This is a genomic window from Paenibacillus sp. GM2FR (assembly GCF_002803325.1).
Classification (GTDB): domain Bacteria; phylum Bacillota; class Bacilli; order Paenibacillales; family Paenibacillaceae; genus Paenibacillus_AQ; species Paenibacillus_AQ lautus.
In genome coordinates this window covers 510,392-535,800 of record NZ_MKZM01000009.1, presented here as the reverse complement: position 1 = coordinate 535,800, position 25,409 = coordinate 510,392, and the positions used below count along the sequence as shown (strand labels likewise).

22 protein-coding genes are annotated in these 25,409 nt (G+C 51.9%); 5 read left to right on the top strand and 17 right to left on the bottom strand.

What is annotated here, in order from left to right; translation table 11 throughout:
• Positions 1-74: 74 nt before the first annotated feature.
• From PAEVO_RS23390 to PAEVO_RS23370, 5 genes are all read left to right on the top strand, one after another.
• On the top strand, positions 75-884 hold the full coding sequence (locus tag PAEVO_RS23390; protein ID WP_100539920.1) for a glutamate ABC transporter substrate-binding protein: 810 nt from the start codon (positions 75-77) through the stop codon (positions 882-884).
• A 136-nt stretch (positions 885-1,020) separates the two neighbouring features.
• The gene (locus PAEVO_RS23385; RefSeq protein ID WP_100539919.1) at positions 1,021-1,680 is read left to right on the top strand and encodes an amino acid ABC transporter permease; all 660 of its coding nucleotides are present in this window, start codon (positions 1,021-1,023) and stop codon (positions 1,678-1,680) included.
• A gap of 42 nt (positions 1,681-1,722) precedes the next feature.
• On the top strand, positions 1,723-2,373 hold the full coding sequence (locus PAEVO_RS23380; RefSeq protein ID WP_100539918.1) for an amino acid ABC transporter permease: 651 nt from the start codon (positions 1,723-1,725) through the stop codon (positions 2,371-2,373).
• Positions 2,374-2,639: 266 nt separating this feature from the next.
• On the top strand, positions 2,640-3,137 hold the full coding sequence (locus tag PAEVO_RS23375) for a hypothetical protein (RefSeq protein WP_100539917.1): 498 nt from the start codon (positions 2,640-2,642) through the stop codon (positions 3,135-3,137).
• A 146-nt stretch (positions 3,138-3,283) separates the two neighbouring features.
• On the top strand, positions 3,284-3,718 hold the full coding sequence (locus PAEVO_RS23370; RefSeq protein WP_100539916.1) for a DUF6376 family protein: 435 nt from the start codon (positions 3,284-3,286) through the stop codon (positions 3,716-3,718).
• 84 nt (positions 3,719-3,802) lie between these two features.
• On the opposite strand, the gene PAEVO_RS23365 is transcribed toward PAEVO_RS23370, so the two are convergent.
• The 17 genes from PAEVO_RS23365 to PAEVO_RS23290 all read right to left on the bottom strand — a co-directional run bounded on the left by PAEVO_RS23365 (position 3,803) and on the right by PAEVO_RS23290 (position 25,199).
• A complete protein-coding gene (locus PAEVO_RS23365; protein WP_243390911.1) occupies positions 3,803-4,909 on the bottom strand; it encodes a hypothetical protein in 1,107 nt (368 codons plus the stop codon).
• Between the two features lie 167 nt (positions 4,910-5,076).
• On the bottom strand, positions 5,077-5,706 hold the full coding sequence (locus tag PAEVO_RS23360; protein ID WP_100539915.1) for a nitroreductase family protein: 630 nt from the start codon (positions 5,704-5,706) through the stop codon (positions 5,077-5,079).
• A gap of 22 nt (positions 5,707-5,728) precedes the next feature.
• Positions 5,729-6,133, bottom strand: coding sequence for a DoxX family protein (locus PAEVO_RS23355; protein WP_090910112.1), 405 nt, complete (start codon positions 6,131-6,133; stop codon positions 5,729-5,731).
• A 290-nt stretch (positions 6,134-6,423) separates the two neighbouring features.
• Entirely contained in the window at positions 6,424-8,829 is a 2,406-nt protein-coding gene (abnB, locus tag PAEVO_RS23350; RefSeq protein ID WP_100539914.1) for an arabinan endo-1,5-alpha-L-arabinosidase AbnB, read from the bottom strand.
• A gap of 275 nt (positions 8,830-9,104) precedes the next feature.
• Positions 9,105-10,328 carry a family 8 glycosyl hydrolase gene (locus tag PAEVO_RS23345; RefSeq protein ID WP_100539913.1) on the bottom strand — a complete coding sequence of 408 codons (1,224 nt, stop codon included), beginning with the start codon at positions 10,326-10,328 and terminating at the stop codon, positions 9,105-9,107.
• A 324-nt stretch (positions 10,329-10,652) separates the two neighbouring features.
• On the bottom strand, positions 10,653-11,678 hold the full coding sequence (locus PAEVO_RS23340) for a zinc-dependent alcohol dehydrogenase (RefSeq protein ID WP_100539912.1): 1,026 nt from the start codon (positions 11,676-11,678) through the stop codon (positions 10,653-10,655).
• Positions 11,679-11,699: 21 nt separating this feature from the next.
• Entirely contained in the window at positions 11,700-13,940 is a 2,241-nt protein-coding gene (locus PAEVO_RS23335; protein ID WP_100539911.1) for a helix-turn-helix domain-containing protein, read from the bottom strand.
• A gap of 65 nt (positions 13,941-14,005) precedes the next feature.
• Positions 14,006-14,887 carry a carbohydrate ABC transporter permease gene (locus tag PAEVO_RS23330; protein WP_009595681.1) on the bottom strand — a complete coding sequence of 294 codons (882 nt, stop codon included), beginning with the start codon at positions 14,885-14,887 and terminating at the stop codon, positions 14,006-14,008.
• On the bottom strand, positions 14,881-15,846 hold the full coding sequence (locus tag PAEVO_RS23325; protein WP_009595687.1) for an ABC transporter permease: 966 nt from the start codon (positions 15,844-15,846) through the stop codon (positions 14,881-14,883). The genes PAEVO_RS23330 and PAEVO_RS23325 overlap by 7 nt, the downstream gene beginning before the upstream one ends.
• Positions 15,847-15,925: 79 nt before the next feature.
• The gene (locus tag PAEVO_RS23320) at positions 15,926-17,533 is read right to left on the bottom strand and encodes an extracellular solute-binding protein (protein WP_009595683.1); all 1,608 of its coding nucleotides are present in this window, start codon (positions 17,531-17,533) and stop codon (positions 15,926-15,928) included.
• A 510-nt stretch (positions 17,534-18,043) separates the two neighbouring features.
• A complete protein-coding gene (gene sdaAA, locus PAEVO_RS23315; protein ID WP_100539910.1) occupies positions 18,044-18,976 on the bottom strand; it encodes an L-serine ammonia-lyase, iron-sulfur-dependent, subunit alpha in 933 nt (310 codons plus the stop codon).
• Positions 18,973-19,656 (bottom strand): L-serine ammonia-lyase, iron-sulfur-dependent subunit beta, encoded by a 684-nt coding sequence (gene sdaAB / locus PAEVO_RS23310; RefSeq protein WP_100539909.1) that lies wholly within the window; start codon positions 19,654-19,656, stop codon positions 18,973-18,975. Before sdaAB ends, sdaAA begins: the two co-directional genes overlap by 4 nt.
• A 39-nt stretch (positions 19,657-19,695) precedes the next feature.
• Positions 19,696-20,778, bottom strand: coding sequence for a dihydrodipicolinate synthase family protein (locus PAEVO_RS23305; protein WP_100539908.1), 1,083 nt, complete (start codon positions 20,776-20,778; stop codon positions 19,696-19,698).
• Positions 20,778-21,794 (bottom strand): NAD-dependent epimerase/dehydratase family protein, encoded by a 1,017-nt coding sequence (locus tag PAEVO_RS23300; RefSeq protein WP_100539907.1) that lies wholly within the window; start codon positions 21,792-21,794, stop codon positions 20,778-20,780. The genes PAEVO_RS23305 and PAEVO_RS23300 overlap by 1 nt, the downstream gene beginning before the upstream one ends.
• Before the next feature lie 205 nt (positions 21,795-21,999).
• On the bottom strand, positions 22,000-22,134 hold the full coding sequence (locus PAEVO_RS34700) for a hypothetical protein (protein ID WP_279300474.1): 135 nt from the start codon (positions 22,132-22,134) through the stop codon (positions 22,000-22,002).
• A 171-nt stretch (positions 22,135-22,305) separates the two neighbouring features.
• The gene (locus PAEVO_RS23295; protein ID WP_100539906.1) at positions 22,306-23,400 is read right to left on the bottom strand and encodes a DUF4349 domain-containing protein; all 1,095 of its coding nucleotides are present in this window, start codon (positions 23,398-23,400) and stop codon (positions 22,306-22,308) included.
• A 467-nt stretch (positions 23,401-23,867) separates the two neighbouring features.
• Positions 23,868-25,199 (bottom strand): hypothetical protein, encoded by a 1,332-nt coding sequence (locus PAEVO_RS23290; protein ID WP_100539905.1) that lies wholly within the window; start codon positions 25,197-25,199, stop codon positions 23,868-23,870.
• Between the last annotated feature and the right edge of the window lie 210 nt (positions 25,200-25,409).

Genomic DNA, 25,409 nt, shown 5'->3' with positions numbered 1-25,409 from the left:
TGAACTTCCGCAATGCTGCTCTTCAGGGGCTTGCTCATGAAGAGAAACTATACTTTTTAGGGGGAACTGGGGATATGAAAAGAAAATTTACGAGGACCTTCAGGTGGAGCGCGGCTTTATTAGCGTTAGTGATCATGCTGATCGCATCCGGATGCGGGGGCTCCGGCAATACGGACACCCTCGAGGCGATTAAGAAACGGGGCAAGCTTGTAGCCGGCGTAAAATATGATACCAAGCTGTTTGGACTGCAGGACCCTGCCACCGGCAATGTGGAGGGTTTCGATATCGACATCGCCAAAGCGCTGGCCAAAAAGATTCTCGGTGACGAGACCAAGGTCGAGCTGAAGGAAGTTACCTCCAAAACCCGGATCGATATGCTGAAGAACGGGGACATCGACATCATTATCGCCACGATGACCATAACGGAGGAGCGCAAGGAGCAGGTGGACTTCAGCGATGTTTACTTTGAGGCCGGCCAATCGCTGCTGGTGAAGAAGGGAAGCCCGATCACGGGTCTGGAAAGCCTGAACAAGGATACGAAGGTGCTCACGGTAAAGGGCTCTACCTCTGCGCAAAATATCCGCGAGAAGGCGCCCGACGCGGTCATTCTCGAATTCGAGAATTATCAGGATGCCTTCACCGCGCTTAAAGCGGGACAGGGGGACGCCCTGACCACCGACAATTCCATCCTCCTCGGCATGCAGCAGCAGGACCCGAGCTTTGAGCTGGTCGGCGGCAACTTTACGGATGAACCATACGGCATGGCCATCAAAAAAGGAAACCCGGAGTTTGTGAAAACCGTCAACGAGCTGTTGAAGGAGTTGAAGGATAGCGGCGAATACGACAAACTGTATGAGCAATGGATGGGCGTGAAACCGGAATGACCGCAAGCATGTAATGGTCGGGCCGGTCCTAAAGTGTCATGGCTCCAATCAGGTTCCTCCCTTTTACCCGGGCGGGACTGCCTGGCTGCTTTCGACCGGCTAAACGACCATCATCCCCCATAGGAGGTGAAGCATAGTGACCTTGTGGGATTTCAACATTCTGGCCCAGCATTGGGATCAATTCATGGCTGGCCTGGGCCAGACCATTCTCGCCAGCCTGCTTGGGCTGATCGGCAGCTTGGTGCTGGGCACCTTGATCGCCATCTTGCGGATTGCCCCATTCCGCATATTGAAAGCCATCGGCGCCATCTATGTAGAGTTTATCCGCAACATTCCGCTCTTGGTGGTTGTCTTTTTCTTTTTCCTGGGCCTGCCCTCTCTCGGGATACCGGTTGATCCGTTCACCTCGGGTACGCTCGGGCTGATGGTGTATACGGCTGCCTTCATTGCCGAAGCCATTCGGGCGGGGATCCAGGCGGTACCCTCCGGACAGTCGGAGGCTGCTCGCTCCTCCGGGCTGAGTTATATCCAGAACATGCGCTACATCATTCTTCCGCAGGCGATCAAAATCGTACTGCCGGCCATCGGCAACCAATTGATCAATTTGGTCAAGAATTCCTCGGTCCTGGGCGTTATCGCCGGACTCGACCTGATGTATTACGCCGATCTGATTAACTTGAGCACCTTCAAAGGCATTCCCGTCTATACGTTTGTAGCCCTGTTCTACCTGCTCCTGACCATACCGCTCAGCTTGGCCGTCCATTACATGGAGCGCCGCTTTGCGAGAAGCAATTGACGTTAACACGAAGTTTGCCTAATAAACAGGAGGTGGCATGAGATGGATTTTATCGGTGCGTACTCCTGGCCGAATCTGCGATATCTCCTTCAAGGCTTTTGGATCACGGTGCAGGTTGCCGGCTTATCCATTGTATTCAGCTTTATCATCGGAACCGTGCTCGGGACCGTGAGGTATACGAAAACCCCCTTCCTGTCGAGGACAACGGCCATATTTGTGGATATTATCCGCAATTTGCCGCTGCTGCTGATCATATTCTTCATCGGCATGGTTCTGCCCCAGACCGGGATTCGAATCCCCACCTTCTGGGCGGCCGTCGTCGGCCTGAGCATTTTTGAAGGAGCCATGATCGCCGAAATTATCCGCAGCGGCCTCGTATCGGTGGATAAAGGCCAGATCGAAGCGGCCCGGGCCTCCGGTCTCTCTTATATGCAGACACTGCGGCACGTGATTCTCCCGCTGGCGCTGCGCCGAATGTCCCCGCCCATGGTGAGCCAGTTCATCTCGCTCATTAAAGACACATCGCTCGCCGTGATCATTTCACTGCCTGAGCTGATGCGCAACGTGCAAATTCTTAGCGGTTCCAGCTATGCCTATGTTATTCCTGCCCTTGTTTTTGCGTCCTTGCTGTACTTCACGCTGAATTATCTTCTGTCCATTATCGCCAAACGGCTGGAAGCAAGACAGATCTAACCTGGTCTGCTGTTCCCGCTCCTGTCCTGGACTACTAACCATTATCGTAAAAAAACAAACGGCCCGCCATAAGCGTTTACGTCCAATCTGCTCCGCAGCCATTTTGGCTTGCGGAGTATTTGCATTTCTGGAGCACCTGCGAATTCTAGAACCCAAGCTTCCCGCAATGCAGCCATATGGGCATCGGATTTATTTCCAAGTACGCTGCAACAATGGCGAAACCCTCCTCGTCTAAATACATAATCATCCCGAAAGGAGACGCCGATATGAAAAAAGGCTTTATCGCCATGATCGCTCTTTCCCTTACTGTTGGACTATGGCTTGGCGCAGATCAATCCACGGTATCCGCCTTGTCATGCGCGGAGCCTCGAAAGGCTACCGAGGAGTTAAAATCCTCGGACGCAGTATTCAGGGGGACGTTGGCCTCGTCCAATCCTAAAGCCGATATATCCAAAAGCAAATATGTATTCCTGGTTACCGAGTGGTGGAAAGGAGAATCGGATTCACCAACCGTCACCCTTTATTCCAATGGCTGGGAATCCTTTGCTACAGGCAAGGAATATATCGTATTCGCCGAGAAAAGCGGGGAAAAGCTCAAACCCCGTCTATGCGGAAATACCGGTCCCTCCTCATCCGTTGACGTGACTTCGCTGGGGGAAGGCATCCAGCCCGAGAAACCGGCTCGATCAGCCGAAAGCCCAAAGTCCGGCAGTATCCTGGCGGGTTTGATTGAGCTTGTTCGCTACCTGCTGGGGAAATATTAATCCCTTCCCAGCCTTCTCAGGAAATGTTGGCTGTTTCAGGGTTGCTTGAAAATACCTGCTCCTTCGCGTGAAAAAAATACAACCATTCTCCATGCCATACGTATACAACGTATAAGAACTGCTTTTAAACGACAGGAGGATGAGAAATGATCAAAAGATTATTGTTGATATCACTTGTTCTGGGAGTTCTCTCCGGCTGTTCCTTGGTGGACAGCGTGAACAATTCCTTGGATTATACGAAAGAAGCCACCACTTTTATAAATGATGCCTCCCAATTTGCCGAGTCCATTCCGGAGCTGGCCCAACAGGCCGCCACGAATACAGATGCCAAGGAAACGCTGACCCAAGAACTCGAAGCGATGAAAACCCGGATCTCGGAGTTTAATGGCATCGAAGCCCCTGCTTTTGCACAGACCATCCATGAACAGCTGGTCGCTTTAAACGACACGCTGCTGACCGACATCAACGGCTATATGGATCAAATCCAGAACGGAGTGACCGACTTCCAGAATTCCAACATCGTTCAAACCATCAATAAAATTAACGAAACGATGGATATGCTCCAAAATCTTCAGCCGTAATCAGGCAAACTCTTGCCGACAATATAGCAGCCCTGCTCTTCATGAGCAGGGCTGCTATATTTGTCTTTGCTATGTATGTATTCCTCATTTAAAAAAGGATTCGAGGTTGGCGGTAAGCGTCTGCTTTACGACATATCGCGTTCCGTCTTCGCTAGGCGCCATAATCCAGTATGTCCCTTGGTAGCCCGCTTCATCCTTCGGGTCCCAAGCCACAATGAATTGCCATGCATCGCCAAAGCGTTCATTATATTCTTCTCTATAACTCGCGGCCATATTTTCCCGCGGAACCGATTCGATTGGAATATGCTGCACGCTTTCAAAAGACTTCATCCATTCCGTAAATTCCACCATGTCCCGGGCGTACTGACCCGAAAAGTATCCCTCGCTCCCACCCGACATCGCGTAAAAGGTATCCGCATCCTCCGCCTGCGCTGCCTGATACAGCAGAGAAACGGTCTGCACCGGCTTCCATACAGGCTGCTTCGCTTTTGCGGCAAGAAATGCCCGGTCTTCAGCCGTATGCTGAATCTCTATAGCGATAAGCTCTTCCATCGTCGCTTCCCTTCCAAGCTCGTAAGCCCCGGGATAAACCGTGGATTGCTCCACCACTTGAAGTCCATCCGTGAACGCCGTCACAAACCACAGGTTATGATCGCCCTGACTGAGCTCCTCCAGCACAATCTCGGCTTGGCTGCCGTACGTGAGAGATAACAACTGGCGGCTTTCCCGATCCAGCCCCTCTCGATCAAAAAGCTTGAATCGTTCCGGTCTCACTTCACGCTTGCCGGCCTCTTCGAATAACACCTCCAGCTTGGCAGGGGACATACGGACGCTCGGAATGTCAGCATGGCGGAAATACGTGGCGGAATCGTTAGCCTGAAGCGCCTCATACATGTCGAGAACCGCTTCAATCGGATTGTGGTTGGACTCCCCCTCCGACGGCTCCGGTTCTTGCTTAACCTGGTGATTGCTTTGATCTTCCGGCTGGAATGCCATACGCAAACTTTCCGCTGCTGCTGGCATTTCCGATTGATTCCCGACTTCTCCTACACTCGGCACGGCGGCAGTCGATCTATTTTGCTGTATGGATCCCGGCACCTCCTTCGTGCATGCGACCATTAGCATAATCGTCATGAAAGTCAGAACCAGGATCTGTCCGGATCGCTGATTCGGCTGCTTCCTCGTCTTCATTTCGTTCACCCCCATATATAACGAGTACAAATGTATTTTAGGATTGGCGCTGCACCGATCTCTTTATATTCATCATCGTCATAATAGAGAGGAATGTTTATCATTGCGGATGAAAAAAGCTCCCGCCAGATCTAAAGACCTGAAGCGGGAGCTCCTTCTCATATGCATTAATTAAATTGATTATAGCTTACAAATTCCAATACTGGCTTGCGATAGCCCCGGGGACGAGGTTTTCTTACATCTTCCTTGCCAATCGCGATCAGCATGGCGGGCACATAAGAGTCCGGAATGCTCAGATCCTTCTGCAGAACCTCGGGATCAAATCCGATCATCGGGCAGGTATCCCATCCCTTGTCCTTGGCTACCATCATCAATAACATGGCGGATAGACTGGCATTGCGAATGGCTTCATCCCTCATAAAGGTTTCTCCGCCCGCTTCATAAAAGTTCGTGACCGATTCAACCGTCATGTCATATTCAAGCTTGTCGATCACGCCCAAATTCAGAAAGCCCTCGTTCATTCTTCCGATATCCTGGTAGGCCTGCTTATTCCCCAGCACCACGATGACGGCCGACGCGGTGAGTATCTTATGCTGCTTGTTGGCGGCTTCGTAAACCTTGTGCTTGATATCGGGATCCTTAACCACCACATAGTGCGTGTGCTGTAAATTAAATGCCGAAGGAGCATATTTAACTTCATTAAAGATATCATTCAAATCCTGATCCGGGATTTCAATCCCTTCCATAAACAGATTAGCCGATCTCCGGCTCTTAATTAATGTTGTCAGATCATTCATATCTGCACGCCCCCATCATCGATTAGTTAAAGATTACCGCATCCAGTGAATATGCGCCTGCACCCGTGAGTGCCAGTGCAACGGCCACTGCGATCAACAGCAAATTATACTCGTATCCATTCGCTGTGGACCAATACCCGTTCCGGCCATGCACCTTCACAATTGCGCCCAGCATCGTCAGCGTGATCAGCGCGGCGCCGAGCACCGTGAGAAATCCGGCCGCCAGCAGCAGCCCGCCAACCAGCTCCATCAAACCTGACAACACCGCGATCGCGACCCCAGGCTTAATGCCCACCGATTCCATCCAGCCGCCTGTCCCTTTCGGCCCGTAACCGCCAAACCATCCAAACAGCTTCTGCGCGCCGTGCGCCATGAACGACAACCCAACCACCAAACGAAGTATCAACAATCCAATATCTATAGCCATTTTGTACGCCTCCATATTCATGTTCATTATTTATAGAAATTCATCGACCCTGTTCATTAATATCTTAATATAAAGATATATAGGTGTAGAATGATTAACCTGCTTTACTTTGCTAACGTTTATACACTTTATACTTACTCCTTTCAATTGACTAACTTTTATATAGTCGCTTAACTTAATATCAAGATATATGATATCGGTTCTCCTGTCAACCGTTATTTTTAAACGCCATTACAAAAAGCGTGCAGACCGTAGTCTACACGCAAAATTCATGATTGCTTTTTATAAAGTCATTCCGCCAGCTTCCTGATTTCATTGTCGGTCAGCGCCTTGTTATACATCCGCACCTCATCCAAGCTTCCGTTAAAGTAAGGGTCGGCCGCAAACCGGCTTTTACCTAAATAAGCTTCCGTTGTCAGCAGTTCATTCGGATTCAGCTTCATATGATCTCCGGCTGCCACGACTTGACCGTTCACGTACAATTTGCCCGTATCCCCTTGAAGGGTCACGGCTACATGCGTCCATGCATTTACCGGAAGCGGCGCGCTGCTAAGGAGGCTCTGGTCTCCGCCATTACCGTGAATCGTAAACTGGAGGACGCCGGCGTGCTGGGTTGGCGTCAGGAACATATGCCTAGCGAGCCCGCTGCCGGCATCCAGCACTCGCTGCCATGGTGCTCCACCCTTCCAATATACCCAAGCAGCAAAGGTAAAGTCCTCTGTATCCGTAACCCGATTCGGCAGTTCAATATAGCCGTCCGAGCCGTTAAAGTCCATTCCGCCTCCCTGCCAGCTCTTCTCATTCCACTGGACCCCACCATGAACCTTCCCATGAAATCCGTTATCCGAGGTGTCGAACACCGTGCCTTCTTTATTCTCGCTGAATGGATAGTTCAGCAGCAATGGCCCTGCCGACTGCTGCAGCACGGTCACGTCAAAGGCTTTGGAAGTTTTCGCTTTGCCTTTCGTAATCTGGGCGATCAGCGTAACCTTCGCGTCCCCCGCCCCGGCTGCAGGACGATTCAGCTTACCCTCCGTCGATATGACCTCGGGATGAGAGGAGGTCCAGCGAATGACGGCACCGCCGGAAGCTTCGGACGGCAAAGCCAGATCGTAGAAAATTCCGCTCACATCCCCAAGGGACAGGTCCTTCTTCACGGCATCCACGAGTTCCCTGTCGCTGCGATCAAGCTGACGCGCACCCCACACCGCTGTACCGTCCGCCGAAAGGGCCGTAAAGGTCATCACCTGCCGCTTCGCCTCCGGGTCCCACTGCAGAGTCAGTACGCCTTTATAACTCTTCCCATCCAGATTAAGCATTACATCCCGCTTTCCACTGATCTTCCATGTCCCGGATGCCCCACCCGTCACTTTACCGTTCTTATGAAGCTCAATCGGCACTGATTCTTTGATGACGGACGAAATATCTTTACCGTGTTGAATCAGCTTGTAGTCTCCAGCCGCATCATTCGGCGTAATTTTCTTGGATTCCTTGGCCTCCTCGCCCGCATAGCGGTATGGAGCCGATACCGGCCAGCCGTCCTGGTTCATATACAATTCATGCACCCGGATTTCATGCTCTTCTCCCCGCTGCGGGAAGCGGCTGTGAAAGATAAGGAATGTCCTTCCTCTCCGCTCATCGTAGTAGACGGAGTTATGGCCCGGCGACACGGCCCCGGTGCCGATCCCCGTTCCCGGATCGCCAATCAAGCGCTTGAACAAGTAATTTCCCATCAGCTTTACGCCATACGGCTCAATCGACCGGTCATCAAAAAGCGGAAGGGACGGATCGGCCTTCACCTCTGTCATATCGTTGCCCTCCGCATCGTAGAAAGGACCATCCGGATTTTTGGAGCGGACGACCCGCATATTGTAGCCGCCAACTGCATCCAATCCCCCGTAGGACAGATACAGGTAATAATAGTCCGTGGCAGGGTTATAAAGCATGTAAGGCCCTTCGATCCGGCTGTGGTTCCCCCCCAGCAGCTTCTTGCCGTATCCTTGCCCAGGCAGCGGTTTTCCGGTCTTGGGATCCATCTCCATAATGAAAATGCCACCGGAATAGGAGCCGTATACCATCCACAGCTTGCCGTTCTTATCGAAGAACACATCCGGATCGACGACATTCGGGTGCTTTGTTGCATCATAGATGGTTCCATCTTCACTGATCTCGTCCCACATGCCGGATTTCAGAATGATGCCGGTATCCTTATACGGGCCTTCGATCTGATCGGCAACGGCGATCCCCATGGCGGATCGCGGGGAATCCCCTTTGCAGGCGTTATAGTACATATAGAATTTGCCATCTGCCAGCTGAATCACGTCAGCCGCCCACAACGTATCGCTTTGCGCCCATTCCAGCGTTTCTTTTAGCTCTTCCGTTACGTTCGGAATCAGTGGATTGCCGGTTGCGACTCCGGACGCGACCATATCCCAGCTCATCAGGTCCTTCGATTTGGCCGCAGCCAGATGGGAACCGAACACATAGTATGTATCTCCTGTTTTGATCACGGACGGATCGTGCACGGAAGCCTCCCGGAATACCGGTGCCTTCTCCCCCTTCTTCAGCGGGGCTGCCTCCGCGTAAACGTCCGGACTGCTTGATGCGGGCCCTTGGCCTGCAGTGCCTAAGCCCCCAGCCATCAAAACTGCGGCTATCCCTGCCGCAGCCGTCTTGCGCAGCATGCTCTTGTTCATACGCTTCTCCCTTCGTTTCGCTCTTTTTGTAAACCCTTTCATAAATAAAAAACAAGATGTCCATTACGATAAAACCTCTGGTTGTTTAATTTAGAATAATATAAAATGTTTTATATTTGATAAGATATTAACACTGCTCAACATAAAATATCAATGCGAATTTTTATCATTTTTTGCTATAAATCAATTATTGGTAGGAAAGTCCTAAAAAACCCCGATCCAATACGGATCGGGGTTTTATTTTATGTTTACATGAAGTTAAACAGCGTAATGTTTTAATATGTCCACCAGTTACCCGACATGACGATCATCGAGAACAGCTTAATGCTTTCCTCATAATATCCCTCTGCAGATGCGTTCGCCGTGTAACTCCATACCGAATTCAGCCAGCTCTGGTGGCTGGATGAAGTCATCGCACTTACGCCAAAAGGAGCATAGAACGCCCCACTGTTATAGGTCACCAGCGCGGTGCCGTTCAGGTTATACCCTGCCTTGACGTTGGCAGGATTACTGCTTGTGGCTGATTTAATGAATGTGTTCATCTTGTTCAATTGATTCAGCGCGCGCGTATCGCCGGTCATCAGATAGTCGGTCGTAATCCGCCAAGGTGTCCGGGACGAATTGTAATAGTATTTTCCATCATTCGCCCCTTCCAGGAATCCCCCTTCCGCCGGCTGATAATTGCTGCCCGACATGACGACGAAATCCGGAAGCAAGCCGGTATTGGAGCTGTAGCCGTTATAAATGGAGTTGATGATGGTATAGGTTTTGTTAATGACGTTATCCCAACGGGCATCGCCGGTAGCCGCACGGAATGCCTTCATATGGTTCAGCATGAAATCCGATGGCCGCGTGGCGGTGTCGAAAATGCCGCTGGTTGCCCAATCGCCTAAGCGCAGCGTCCACTGCGACTGATTCACGTCATTGCTCATGATCGCATTGATTATATCCTTAGCTGCCTGGAGGTAATTAATCGATCCACTGCTTCCCCACTGCTTGTCCGCCAGCAGGAGTGCATAAGCAATGTCCATATCGCCGTCCGTTGCCGAATTGGCTCCCCCTATATTCTGAAAGCTGCTGTTCTGCTTCCAAGCCATCAGGTACGGATTGTTATTACTCGGATGCGCCTTGTAATAGCGATAAAGTCCGTCGAAATACGACTGTGCGTTACTGTCGTAACCCGCCATCAGAACAGTGAAGAGCATCCCGTAGCCATGAGCCTCGGACACCGTCTCGCCCGCCGAATTGTATTTTACGTAATATTGCCCTGTCGCTGCAGGCTTCAAGAAAGACCCTTTCCAGCTGTTCCATTTGCTCTTGACCGCATTGTCCATCGCTGACTGCGTCACATGGTTTGGTTTAATCGAACCGCTCGTATACGACGTATGTTGGGGAAACGGCTTGTTGGCCGCCAGAGACAATCCGGCTGGCAAGATCAGTAGAACAGCACAGAACAACACAGCCGACTTACGGATGATCGAATTTCGGAATACTTTCATCACGCTTCGCTCCTTTGTTTTTCGAATTGGAAAGCCATTACCACTACAGTCTGGTAAACCGGTTTCGAATAAACCACCACCCTTCCAATGATCGATGGAAACGAGGGAACTGCCGCTTGTATGTATGAACAAGAAGAATAGATATGTAACTGTCTCCATATAAAATGAGATATTATCCATATCTACTACTAGTATAATAGAATTGTATATTATTGTAAATTAATAGTTTCGCAGACAGGATTCGTCCACAAGCAAAAAAGCCGCCTTTCCGCTAGCAGTATTCACTGCCCGGAAAGACGGCAATCACTATTCCGCTTGGCCTCTCTAGTCGGTCCCCGCACCGACCGCCTCCGAATCGTATCTAAATATCGTCCCCAGCGTCGTTGATCCGGGGCCATACCGCTCATAAGCCTTGCCAGCTTCATCCACGGGGACCACATGCGAGATCAGCGGTTTGACCGAGATTCTCCCCTCGGCCAATAAACGGATATATTCCGCGATGTTGCGACCTTCCGTCCAGCGCACAAAGCCGATCGGATAATCCGTGTTACGGAGTTCATAACTTGCGTCGTACCGGCCCGGACCGCCGGCCCGCGATATGAGCACCTGCGCTTCCTTGCCAAACATCCGGTCCCGCGCGTACGTCATGGATAAATCGCCAACGATGACGATTTTCCCCTTATCCCGAATCCATGTCATCGACGCGTTGATGAGCTCTTCCCCGGGACCGCTTGCGCACAGAATGACGCTGTCGGCTCCATGCCCGCCCGTCATTATGCCAATCTGCTCCTCAAGCCGTTCCTGATTGTCATAGGCATAAGGAATATGCCGCTTCAATCCCTGAACCCGCTCCGGATTCAGATCAAATCCCGCAACGGGACAAGCCGCCGCGTGAGCGATCTGGGCAATCATCTGCCCCAGGATGCCAAGCCCGACCACCACGGCCGATTCGCCGAAGCGCAGATCCGCTATCCGCAGGGCATGGATCGCAATCGCTCCCAGTCCCGCAAACGCGGCTTCCTGCGGGTCTACTCCATCCGGAACGATCGCCGTCAGGTTCGAAGGCACGGTAAGCCACTGGGCATGGCGCACGTAAGGTGCTCCATAGCAGGCCACCCGTTGACCGACGGCAAGTCCCTTCACGCCTTCTCCCAAGTCTTCGACGATCCCCGCGGCGCTGTAACCCATAATGACTTTTTGATCCGATGCTCTTCGTATAAAGATCATCTCCGTGCCCGGGCTGACCGCCGAGTATTCGGTACGAATCAGCACATGACCTGCCGGCAATTCGGCCGGCTTCTCGATTTGATCAACGATCACTTTTCCATGAATCGTGGCAACAGCCTTCAATATGAACCCTCCTGCTCCACCTTATTTTCCTGATGCTTTTCGATATTCGCTCGGCGATACGCCGCTATACTTCTTAAACGTTGTCGTAAATGTGGAAGAGTTCGAATACCCCGTTTTCTCTCCGATTTCGGCAATGCTGAGATCCGTGTTCCGGAGATATTCACGTGCGTGCGATAGTCGGACCTTGTTCAAATACTCCACATAATTCACGCCGAATGTTTTCTTGAAATAATTCGAGAAATATTTGGAGCTTGTATCCAGCACCTCGGCCATATGGTCCAAATACAGATTCTCCATATAATGAAGTTCGATGTATTGCGAGATGAAGGCGGGATTCAGCTTGCTCCGCGGATCATGGTTCCGCGTGTTGGCCACCACGCGCATCACTTCCATCAGCGCCTTCTGAATCTCTTCATAGGTAAAGGCTTGGTCAACCTTGCGGATGAAATCACTCTCCAGCAAAAACAGCTCGTTGCGGTCAACGGACGGCGAATCCGCCTGCTTCATGACCAGAAAGAACATGCTCTTGGCAATATGCACCATCTGATGATGGTGGATGTGAAGATCCGCATTCTGCTGAAAAATGTCACTCACGATCTGCAGGCCTTCATCCACCTTGCCGCTCAGCATGCAGTTGCTCAGCTTCTCAATCTTCTGAAGCGGATAATAAATATCCGGGACATAACGGATTTGCTCCGTATCGACCATATCCGTGTCCGCATTCACGTTCCGGTATAACCGGCCATCCTTAATGTTCCGGTATGCCTCGCAGCAGTTGCTGATCTTGGATTCATACGTACGGCTTACGCAGCCCCACACCGTGAACATATCCGTATACTCCTGGTTGCACAGGCGGATATACTCTTCGAATTTCCGTAGCAGCTGTTTGCGGTCCGAGGGCTGATCCAAACCGATGAGCGCGAGGAACCTCAGCTCTTCGACATGATAAACCACCACATGTTCATAGCGTCCCTGCAGGCTGCTTCGGATCTGGGCCGTCAATTCCTCCAGGACAAAATCCGCCTTGGATGCTCCCTTGCCGGCAGGCTGCAAATACACGGCCGCCATCATGAAATGCCGGCACTGAAAAAAATGCGTGTAATGCTTCTGCATCTGCATTTCCTGCTCGCGCGAATGGTGATGGCCGTCCAGCGTTTGCAGAAACACGCCGCGGCGAATATCTTCATCCACCAGGTCCATCTGCTTCTTCAGGGATTCATTCTCCCGTTGGACCTTGATGATGCCGCTCTGGATTTTTACAAAATCATTCCCTTTCAGAGAACTTCCCCCGAGCAGCTGCACGATGTTCTTCACGGGCCGGTACAGATAAATGCTGAGCAGCACCGACAGAATGACGTTCAACGCAATCGCGCCGTACATGATCCACGTATTGGCATTGGTAACGGAATCGATATTTTGAAACTTGTACGGCAGCTTGTTGATATATATAAAACCGTTATAGTCCGACTTGTAAAAATTGTACTCAAAATCGTCATGCGTGAGGGAGGCTTCCTGCGACGGGTTAAAGTATACGTCGTTTAGAATCCCTACCAGATCCAGATCCTTCTCGGTGCTCAAGATGACGTTCCGGTTCGCATCCAGCACGATGAGCGAGGCTCCCGGAATCATCGAATTCAGATCGATCCCTTTAAGCAATCGGTTCACGTTAATCAGGATCATCAGGTTTTTGTTCGACATTCTGACCTTGTTGCCGTCTACGGCAATCATCAGGTTCCGGCCGTACCCGCTGCTCTGATCCGCATAAACCTCCGCTGGAAAAACCGTAAGCTCGTGCTCCGATCGGGTAAACGTCTTCCAGAACATCGAGTTGAACTTCTGGGATTTGTATCGCCTGTCAAACAATGCGTCCAGATTGCTGGTTCCGCGTGTCGTAATGGCCAAATCGTGATTGTCGAACGAAATGACCACATCTTCCACGATATCCACGTTGGATACGATGCTGGTGACGCTGTCCTGCAGAGAGATAACTTTCTCCATGTCAAGTTTGCCGTTATCCAACTGCATCCGGTCCGAAGGAAGCGCATGAATGTTAAAAATCAAATTGTTAATGGAGGAGAAACTGGTATCAAACGACTGAATAATATTTCTGATCACCATCCGGTTGTTCTCGCTCACCTTGTCGTAAATTCCGGTAATGGAATTCTTGTACACGATGTAATTGAATATGAACATGATGCCGATGACCAGTTGCAGAGCGAAGAAAATCTGGAGCAAGCCTCTGTTGGCGATCAATCGATTCATACGGATTCACCTCTCTTGGATGTCATCCCTTCATATTCAACATGATAGCCCCCGGCACCTTCCCATCACCCCTTTTCGGAACCGAGCATGACCCCTTTGGCAAAATACTTCTGGGCAAACGGATAGATCAGCAGCACCGGAATCATCGACAACACGATCGTTGCGTTCTTCATGGCCTGCGGAGCAAGCGCCGACGCATCCACCAGGCTCGGATTGCTTCCGTTCTCGCTGAAAATCAGCATATCGCGAAGCACGACCTGAAGCGGGTACATATTCGCGTCGTTCAGGTAAATCAGCGGGATAAAAAAGCTGTTCCAATGGCCCATGAAATAAAACAATCCGATCGAGGCCAGCGCCGGTTTGGACAGCGGAAGCACGATCTGGAACAGGATGCGGTACTCGGAAGCGCCGTCGACGACGGCTGCCTCGCGCAGGGATTCCGACATGTTCTCGTAGAAGCTTTTGAGGATTAACAGCTCAAAGGTCCAGATCGCATTCGGAAGCACGAGTGCCCATACGCTGTCCAGCAGGCCAAGCTCGGATACGATCAGGTAGTTCGGAATGATCCCCGGATTCAGGAACATGGTCATGATGATTGCCAGCAGGAAAAATTTGCGCCCGAAGAAATTTTTGCGAGCGAGCGGATAAGCCGCTACCGCCGTAAGCAGCAGGTTAATGGCCGTACCGAGCGCTGTATAAAAAATCGTATTCAGATAGGCGCGCGGCACCCGGTCGTCGTTCAGCACCTGGGCATAGGCGTCGAGATTAAAACCCTTGGGAAACAAGGTGATATTCCCCTGCACCACTTCGGAGGTCGCGCTGAGGGAAACGGCGGTGATATAGACGACGGGGTACACGGTAATAATGGCAAGGCATGTCAGAATCAGCGTGTTGATAATGCCGAATAACGAGATGTTTCGAAGGCTGAATCGTTTGTTGTTTACCATAGTCCGCTACCTCCCAGTCGCTTGCTGAAGTAGTTGGAGGACAGCAGCAATATCATGGCGACAACGGCTTCGAACAAGCCCACGGCCGCGCCATAGCTATAGTTGCTCTCCAGAAGGCCTTTCCGGTAGACATAAGTCGAGAATACGTCCGCCACCTCGTAAGTCATCGGATTGTAAAGCAGCAATACCTTTTCGTATCCGATCCGAAGCATCGACCCGGTCTTCAAGACAAACATGATAATAATCGTTGGAAGAATGGCGGGAATCGTGATTTTAAAAATCATGTGGCGCCTTTTGGCACCATCCACCTTGGCCGCTTCGTAAAGCGACGGGCTGATCCCTGCAATCGCAGCCATATAGATGATAGCCTCATAACCGACGGTTGCCCAGATATCCGATGAAACATAGATGGTTCTAAACCAGCTCGGCTCAATTAGAAAATAGGTCTTCTCGAAACCTAACGCCGCGATCAGCTGGTTAATGATCCCCTGATTGGGCGACAGGAAGTCGATAATCATGCTGCTTATAATGACCACGGACAGGAACGAAGGCAGATAGCTGAGCGTTTGAACCGACTTTTTGAACCATTTCACTCTGACCTCGTTAAGGAGAATCGCCAGAATGATGGGAAAAGGAAAGCCGAAAATCAAATTGTATACGCCAAGAAGGAGCGTATTCTTGAACAACAGCCAGAAATCCGGACTGCCGAAAAATTTCTCGAAATGCTTGAGCCCTACCCATTCGCTCTCCATGATGCCGGTAAATACGCTGTAGTCCTTGAAGGCAATGATCAAGCCGTACAGGGGCCCGTATCGGAAAATAACATAAAACAACAGGCACGGGATAAACAGAATCAACAGCTGTCTGTCCCGCTTCATATGCTGAAAGGCCGAAACCATTCTTCTCCCAAACCCGCCGCGGGGTTTGGCGAGATTTGTCTCTGTCCCTGCACTTGACATGGTGTTCCCTCCTTTAGATGATGAGCAGCACCCGAGCGTTGTACCCGGATGCCGCCATCACTCCTATTTCTTCTGCGGATTATTTCGTGGCTTCATCCAATCTCTTCTGGGCTGCGTTGAAAATATCGACGATTTGCTTGGCTCCCTGCTTTTCAGCCTGTGCCTGCCATTGCTGCCACTGCGCATCGCCGTAGTTTTTGTTGAGAATGTATTTGGCGTTAAATTCATCCGCCAATTTCTTCAGCGAGGTTTGGATTTCCGCAATCGTTGCGGTTTCGTCATCCGTAAAGTTCACGACCGGATCCAGCGGCTCGAATTTATTGCCGTTCAGGAGCTTATCCTGAGCCTCCTGCTCCTTCTCCGTATAGTTGAAGTACACGCTGCGCTTGTCGGAATTGACATACACTCCTTGCAGCCACAGGCCATAGCGGTCCTCCAGCACGCTGATATCCACCAGAGGCACGTCGGTCAGCTCCGGATAGACGGCTTTATCGCCTTCCATCTTGAACGTCTCGCCTTCCACGCCCATCGTCACCAGCGTGGCGCCGGACGGGCTCGTCAGGTAATCGAGCAGCTTCAGGGAAGCTTCCTTGTTGTCATTGTTGGCTACCGCGATGCTGAAGCCGTTCGTAATGCTCTCAATCGTCTTGCCGTTTCCGGTCGGCCCGACCGGATTGCCGTATCGCAGATCATAGTTCGGATTTTGGTCCTTGACCTGGTTGTAGAACAGGTCCAAACGTCCGATCCAGTCATAGGTCACAAAGGATTTGTTGCCTGACGTCATTTTCGCCGTCCAGGAATCGTCGGTGTCCGTCATGAATTCCGGATCGAGGAGTCCCTCGTTGTACAGCTTCTTCATGAAATCGAGCATTTCTTTATGCTCGGGCTGTATGGTAGCGTACTTCCATACCTTGGCCGTCTCGTCGTAATACGTCGGATAGTTGGCTCCGCCGATTCCCCAGCCGAAGGCCCAATCGCGGAAAATGTGCTCTTTCGTTTTGGAAGCATAAGGATAGGAGTCGGGATAAGCTTCTTTCAATTTTTTGAGAGCCTGGTAAAACTCATCGGTATTCGTCCATTCCTTGATGCCCAGCTCATCGAAGATGTCTTTGCGGTACAGGAAGCCGTGGTTCACGTCACGGTTGATGTTTGCAACCGGCCAGGTATAGATGTTGCCGGATTCGTCTCCGTAGGACGGAATGACCCAAGGATTCTCGTCCACATACATTTTTTTGAAGTTCGGCAGCATGTCGAGATATTCGTTAATAGCAACGACAGCTTTCTGTTTGCCGATCTTCTTCAGCTCCGGAGGCGTCAATCCGTGGATGATGTCCGGGAGCTTGCCGGATGCAACGGTTACTTTCAGCTTGTCTTGAAACGTAGCCGAAGAATAAGCTTGGAAATTCACTTTGATTCCGGTTCGCTTCTCGATCTCCTTGGCAAACAAGGAATCATTCAGGTTGGTTTTCTCGCTGACGACCATCCAATTGATCGTTGTCGGTTTATCGACCAGCGGAAGCGCGAGACCGCCAGTATCCCCATATTGATCTGGATCTGCCGGTGCCGTTGGAGGTGCTGTTTCTCCGTCCGTTTCGGGAGCTGCCTCTTTATTTCCTCCGCTGCATGCGGCCAAGATCGAAATGATTAATGTGAACACGAGTGCCATACGAAACCACTTCTTTGTCATGTGCGTTCCTCCTCTAAATCCATCATTTGATTGTGGCTGACTGAATCTGTGCGATCGCTACTCTACCCCCGTCATTTCTTCTCATCTGTGTGTCTTTGCTTACTTATACGGTCCTCGTTACAAATTAAGATGCTCCCTATCATTCCTCCTTGTTGACGAAGATCCCAAGCTAAAGCGCAGGGAATATTCTAAAATGATCGGGTATCCGATACCGATCGTCCGGCACGGAATTTTCTACCCATCCACATCATAAAAACGCTTCCACGATTCGTAAAGAAGCGTATTTCGGCGAGATGCTGTTTTTTCTCATCCAAGCGGATAAAATGCCGAAAACCCGCATAGTATCAGGCTTTTTGAGCGTGTGGAAATTGCTAAAGCGGTAGAAATAGATAAAAAAATAGAGGGATTTCATAACGAAATCCCTCACGGAGCATGTTAAATTTCTTCTCTTCCTCATCGTACCTTAAAGAAGCAGAACGTCTTAGGCGTTATAGGAAAATGGGTGTGAAATCAATCACCAGTTTCATCTTTCTTGGCTTTGGCACCCTTTTCCCTTAATTTCTTGCCTTCCTTGCCGTACAGATCCTTCAGGATCTTCTTGCCGGTCGGCGTCTGCGCAAGTCCGCCTTTCGCCGTTTCCCTGTGCTTAGACGGCATGGCCGTGCCGACTTCCAGCATCACGTCGATCACTTCGTCGGATGGAATGACGCTGCGCACGCCGGCCAGCGCCATATCCGATGCCGCCAGCGCCGTCACGGCGCCGAAGCCGTTGCGCACGATGCAAGGAATCTCGACCAGCCCGCCAACCGGATCACAGATGAGTCCCAAGGAATTCTTGAGCGCGAGCCCCACGGCATGAACGGCCTGCTCCGGCGTACCGCCCCGCAGCTCTGTCAATGCGCCTGCCGCCATGCCGATAGCCGATCCAACCTCTGCCTGACAGCCGCCCTCCGCGCCGGAAATAAACGAGTTGTTGGCTATGACGTAGCCGATCGCGCCTGCGCTGAACAGCCCCATCACCAAATGCTCGTCTTCCCAGCCGAAGCGTTCCTGGGTGCTGACGAACACCCCGGGAATAATGCCGCATGAGCCCGCTGTCGGCGTCGCCACGATGCGCCCCATGGAGGCATTTACCTCGGACACGGACAGGGCGTAGGCCAGCGCCGTGCAAGCGTCGGTACCGAGCGCGGGTACCCCGCTGCTCATATATTGATGGACACGCACGGCATCGCCGCCGGTCAGGCCGCTTTTGGAAGGGACGGGTTCATGGATCCCCCGGTGCACCGCTTCCTTCATGATGCCGTAGTAATCGGCCATTTGCTTGAACGTCTCGTCCCGGCTTTTTCCCGTTTCCTTGATCTGTTCATTCAGCATCAGCTGGCCGATCGTAACCTGATCCTCCTGGCAGCATGCGATGATCTGCTCCAGCGTAGAAAACTTCATGACTGCGCCTCCTCTACTGTCAAATCCGCAACGACGACGCGGTGCACGCTCGGCAGTCCTTCGATATGCTTCATCAGCTCGGCCGGAACCGCTTCGTCCGACTCCACCACCGTCATGGCATCGCCGCCCCTTCCCTTGCGGTCCACGTCCATATAGGCAATGTTGACGCCGCCGGCCTCCAGGAGCCGGGTGATATGCGCGACCATGCCCGGCGTATCATCATGAAAGACCAGCAGCACCGGATAATTCATCGTAAACTTGACGTCAAAGCCGTTCACGCGCAGCATTTCCACGCTGCCTCCGCCAATGGAAGCGCCTGCAATGACATCGGTATGATCACCGTCCGTCAGCCTCAGCTCCACGGTATTCGGGTGAAAAGCCACATTCTGTGCCGTCTTGAATGTAAGTTCAATGCCTGCCGCTTCGGCAAGCTCGATCGAATTCCGGATGCGCATATCGTCCGTGGCAAAATCGAGCAGTCCGCCCACCACAGCCAGATCGGTGCCATGGCCGCGGTAGGTTTCGGCAAAGGATCCATAGAATACAATTTCCGCCTGATCGGGGAATGCTCCAAATATGCGCCGCGCAGCTCTTCCGATCCGCACGGCCCCAGCGGTATGAGAGCTGGACGGCCCCACCATGCTGGGCCCAATAATAGAAAACACATCTTTAAACCGCATGCGCGATTCCCCACTTTCGACTATTCTGCCCTCATTGTATCAGTCCGCCAGCCAACTTTCCAAGTGCTCCCGAATAAAATCGTCATCGTTCAGATGCGGATAGTCTCTGTAGACTCTGTCAATCTCTTCTGATTGGCCGGGAGACAACGTTTCATGCGGATTCAGGCACCATGTGCCTTGCAGCAGCCCCTGCCTGCGGAGCACCTCATGGATGCCCGGAATACAGCCTGCAAACTGATGCGCGGGATCGAAAAAGGCGGCATTGGCGTCGGTAATCTCCACATTGCGTGTCAGCCATTCCTTTGCGAATCGATCCTGTGTGCGGGCCTCCTTGATCTCTTCCAGCAGCTCCACCGCCTTCTTGGTCCAGACCGCCCAGTGACCGAGCAGACCGCCGACGATAGGCTTGGCGACCAACGTTCCGTCCACCTGGAATTGATACGTCGTAAGCAAATCATTGACGATGTTATCATCGTTCCCCGTATAGAGCGCAATGTCATCTCTGCGGCTCGAATAACAGACGGCACGAACGACGTCAATCGTCTGGTAGCGGTTGAAGGGAGCCATCTTGATCGCAACGATATTCGGAATTTCGGCGAAGGACCGCCAGAAGTCAAAGGAGAAAATCTTGCCGCCAACCGATGGCTGAAGATAGAAACCGATCACCGGCATCCTCTTCGCAATCTCCTCCGTGCGCTCCAGAATATCCTCTTCGCTCCAGCCGCTTAACCCGCCCATGCTGAGGAGGACGGCATCATAGCCGAGCTTGCGGGCGATCTCCGTTTCCTCCACGGCCTGATCCGTTTCGCCGCATACGCCGGCCACCAACATGAAGGGCCGGTCAAGCTCTGCCTTGCGGACCTCTTCCGCCGCGAGCCGCAGCACGGGTTCATACAAGTCAATGCCTTTGTCGCGGATCTCGAATTGGGTCGAATGAACGCCGACCGCCACACCGCCCGCACCGGATGCCGCATAATAGCGGGTTAATGCCCGCTGCCGGCGTTCATCCAGCTTCCGGTTCTCGTCCAAAGCCAGCGGGTGCGCCGGAATGACGAGCCCTTCGTGAAGGGCTTTAAGCTTCTCGGGGGCCAAACGTTGAGTTACAGGAACCTGTCCGCTCATTAGAATTTCCCCTTTCTCTCTTGGAAGTGAGTCGGCTTATTCCAGCTCTCACCGCCGGATTGCACCCATGCTGCGGTCCAGTCCAGCATCTGCAGCAGAGACACCTTCGGATAACCGAACAGCTGGTGGGATTTCGCAGCATTGTTCAGAAGTGCGGTCTCGGATTCCGTACCCGTAAAGGTCACTTCCTTGCCCATCCGTGCCGCCAATTCCTGTGCCGCCCAGCGAATCGACATCGTCTCCGGTCCGGTGATGTTGATGATTTCGGGAGGCGAGCTGCAATGCAGGAGCGAACGGAGCGCCATCTCGTTGGCATCCCCTTGCCATATAATATTCGCATGCCCCATCGCCAGGTGAATCGGGCGGTCCTCGTGGATCGATCTGGCGAGCTCATGCAAAACGCCGTACCGCATATCGATGGCGTAATTCAGACGGTAAATGGCCATCGGCGTACCGTTCTGGTGGGAGAAATATTCAAAGACGCGCTCTCTGCCGAGACAGGATTGCGCATATTCCCCGACCGGCTCCGGCGCAACGGATTCGTTGACTCCGCCGCTGCCCACCGGCGAGAACGGATACACATTCCCCGATGAGAACACCACCATGCGGGATTGCTTGAATTTCTCGGCCACCCGGCCCGGCAAATACGAGTTCATCGCCCAAGTAAAATATTCGCGGCCGGTCGTGCCGAATTTGTTCCCGGCCATATAGATCACGTTCGGAGCCTCGGGCAGCTGCTGCAGCTCCACGTCGTTCAGCAGGTCGCACGAAATCGTCTGTACACCAGCCTCCTCCAGCTCGCGCCTGGCCTCCTGGTTCGAGAACCGGGATACGCCGATGATCCGTTTGCCGCCACCGCCTTCGCGTACGGCGTTGGCAGCCAGCCTTGCAAGACTTGGACCCATTTTTCCCCCGACACCCAGGACAAGGATATCCCCCTCCAAAGACGCCAGATCGGCAACAAGCTGTGCTGAAGGCTCAGCCAGCTTCGCTTCTAATTCTGCAACGGTTAACATGAACAATCTCCTCCTCCGATTAATGATTCATCTTCATCATACGGCCCCGCTTGATATAAAGACAAATCTTTAAATCGTCTTTAAATAGATAGAGATGCACTAATCCGTTTCGGCGGCTTACCAGCGAGAAATGGGGATTTTACCGGGACCGCTGCTACAGACTCATGACTCATCATGACAATACATAAAAAAAAGCCCCCTGATGTCAGGGAGCAAACGAAACGTTCAGCACGATGTATCGAAGCACGAAGAAGGCAATGATAAAGGAGGCTGCCAATCCCAGCATCGTGAAGATGACCATTTTCTCAAACCGAGTAAATTTGACCTTTATTTTATTCATCACGATCACCTCACCTTCCATTATAGTACATATCTGATATCCTATTCCAGAAAGTTGAATCTGAATATTTGCCTTGGCCGCCTTCCCCTGGATTTTCGGCTGTTTCTAATTTCGCAAACTAGAGGTGATTGCCACAATGAAGCTCAAGTCGTATTCGAATCTGCTCCTGCGTTATTCGTCTTCCAATCGTTTTTCCTCGTTCTCATGGCCTTCCACACGCCCTTGCTCAGATGTCGGCCCGTTATTGAGCAACTTTCGTATTCGGGCTGCCTCTTCCCTTTTCCGCTGACCCGATTTTCGCGCCAGCCATAGGATGATCAGAACGAAGGCCGCGATGACCAATACGGGAAGCGAGCCTGAAAGGATGACGATAATCCATTGGACGATGATGGTGATCACGTCGATGCTGCCCTGAAAAGCTTCGGAAACCCGCTGCCCGAGCGGCGCCTGAATGGCGGACGGTTTGGGATCATCCTTTTTTTGAGGCGTCTCGTAAAGCCGGATTTCCACCGTGGAGTAAGACACGTTTTGGTCAATGTAACGCATCCGGCCTTTCATCTGCTCGATTTCCGATTGAATACGCTCCAGCTCGTTGGCAAAAGCGACAAGGTCAGTCGTTTTGGTCGCTTTTTTCATGAAGGCGACGAACTGCTCCTCCATGATTTGCTTTGCCTTGAGCCTGGATTCCAAATCGACGTATTCCTCGGTCACGTCCTGCCCTTCGATGCTTCGCTGCAGGTTTTCATGCGCAATGTTCTCCAAACGGTTTAAAAAGGAGGAGAAACCGTTTGCAGGAACTTTCACAATAAACGTGCCACCTTTTTCGCTGCTGGACTGGGTTTCGCTGAAATTAACGATATAACCGCCGGAGAGCGTCACCGAGTTCCGGACTTCCGACTGCGCTTTTCCATAGTCCTGAATCTCCATCACGATATTTGCTTTGTACATCAGCTTTTGGTTGAGTCCGCTTGACAAATCCTGCGAGTTAAAGCCAGTGCCGGAAACCTGGGCAGACGATGGCATATTCGGAAGCTGGGCATCCGCCGATGCCGGCTCCTCGACGCTGGTCTTGCTCGTAACCGCCGTTTCGCTTTTGGCTTCCGCCTCACCTCCATCTGTTTTGTTTGAGGCTTGATCGGCCGATGTTGCTTGCGGTTCGACGACCGCGGCACCTCCGGCGCTTTTGTCTTGAGAACCCGAAGAGCAGCCGCTGACCAGCAATACGATAAGCATCAAAGCAGCAATCCATGAACCCCGCTTTCCCATACTTCAACCCCCTGTAGATAAATATTTTCCATTTTATCTACTAACGGTTCCATCATCTGGAAGGTTGCGAGCACGCTAAAAAAATTATTAAAGCGGGGCCATTACTTCGAGAAACCCTTGCCCGCTCCATGTATCGCTTCGCCGTATACGGTAAGTACGAAGGTCATTGTCAATGCACACCGGCATGTTCAAACTGGCCTGCAGCTTTTCCGGAACTCTCCTGGCAGATAGCCTGTCATTTCGCGACTTTGTTTCCGAACAATCGGCATCAAGCGATAGAGGAGGAAAATCATGAAACTAGAGTTTATCGCGACGAATTAACGGACACCATATTGGCCGACCTGGACCGTATTTGACATGTCGATATGGCACCACCGCGCCTTTTTCGTTAGAAAAACGGTGCAGGAAAAGCGCCTCCTCCGTCGCATAACGGAAGAGGCGCCCGTTCCCAAAGCAATTTCGCAGCGCTACTCCAAAAACGTAAATCTGAAGATTTGCCTTGGCCTTCCTCTAGGCACCTTCTCGATTCCGGCAACCTCGACCAAATCATTGTCGGTCCACAGCTGGAGCAGCCGATGTGCACTGCGGACGGTAATGTCCAGCAGGTGAGCGAGCTCATGGACCTTGTATTCATATTTACCCGAACGGGCACGCTGGTTCAGCAGCTTGCTTAAATAGGCACTCGTCATTCCGGCATCCTCTGCCCGCTTGATCAGCTCTGCATCCGTAAAAGACAGTACTTCCTGTACAGGATCTGCCATCTCCAGCGGTCCTATCAGCGTTCCATCCTCTCGGACAATAAAGCAGGCGTTGCCGCCAACCTCCTTTGATTTCCGCATCGCAATGCGTGCATTGGTTCCCGCCATGCTCGCCGATTGGCCGAAACCCATGCCGATACTGAGCGAAATACCATAGGTTTTGTTCACGTCTTTGGCCAAGGGAATCGTTTTGTAGCCGCCGGTTTCCCGTTCAAAGATGCCGCGCGTCGTGAAGAACAGATACTCGTCCCCACCCAGATGGGTCAAATAACCATCCAGCGATTCCACATAATCGAGCACCATCCGGTGAATATCCAGCTTCAGCTTCTGCACCTCGTGCTCATTATTCCGTCTTAACGCCTGGGTTCCAAAATCATCTATATTGATCATCCCGACCACGATCTGACCTTCCCTGCTCCGGCGGGATGCCGTGGACAGCAAAGCCCGCTCCAGCGATACCACGATATCCTGATCGGAAGGCAGCAGCCACTCATTAGGGACCCCGAGCCTCGTCAGCTCATGGGCCACCGATTCCACACCCGTGAATGCAACGGAGCACCCGCCGGATTCATATTGAAGACGGTGAAAATCAATCAGCTTCCCCTTCGGGGCATAAGCCGGTCCATCGTAAATAACAGCTTGTACAGCTGGGATACCCAGATCCCTTATCGTCCGGACCACCATCGTCTCCGTTAAAGTATCCACCGATATGCCGCCACCCAGTCTTCCCCGCTGCCCGGCATGAAACAGCGCTTTATATAAACCCGCGTCCGTGACGGGGACATAATGCACAGGGATCGAGACCTGCCCAAGCTCCTTCACCTTGCGCTGAGACAGCGGATCCGAGAGGAACAACACCTCAACCTCGCCTCCGATCCGCTCAGCCAATGCCGGCGCTTCGCCATCATCCTGAAAAACAAGCGGCACGGGGTCAAAGGAGGGAAAGGATTCAATAACCTTCAAGATTTTATCAACGATCGTCTGGGTTCCGATAATACCGATACGAATTTGCTGGACAGGAAGTTGCCTCCGCTCCGTCACGTTTCCTTCACTCCCATCTTTCCCATTTCCGACAGGCCGCTTATCGGCAAGCCGGCATGGATACCTAAATCATACCCGCTATCGAAAATTTGGCAAGTGAAACGCGGTCCTCCCCGCATAAACGAATGCACCCTGCGTACTGCCCGAGCGTTGACTTGTTGTCTCATGCGATAACCATCATGACACCGCGAGCCAGAACAAACACATACC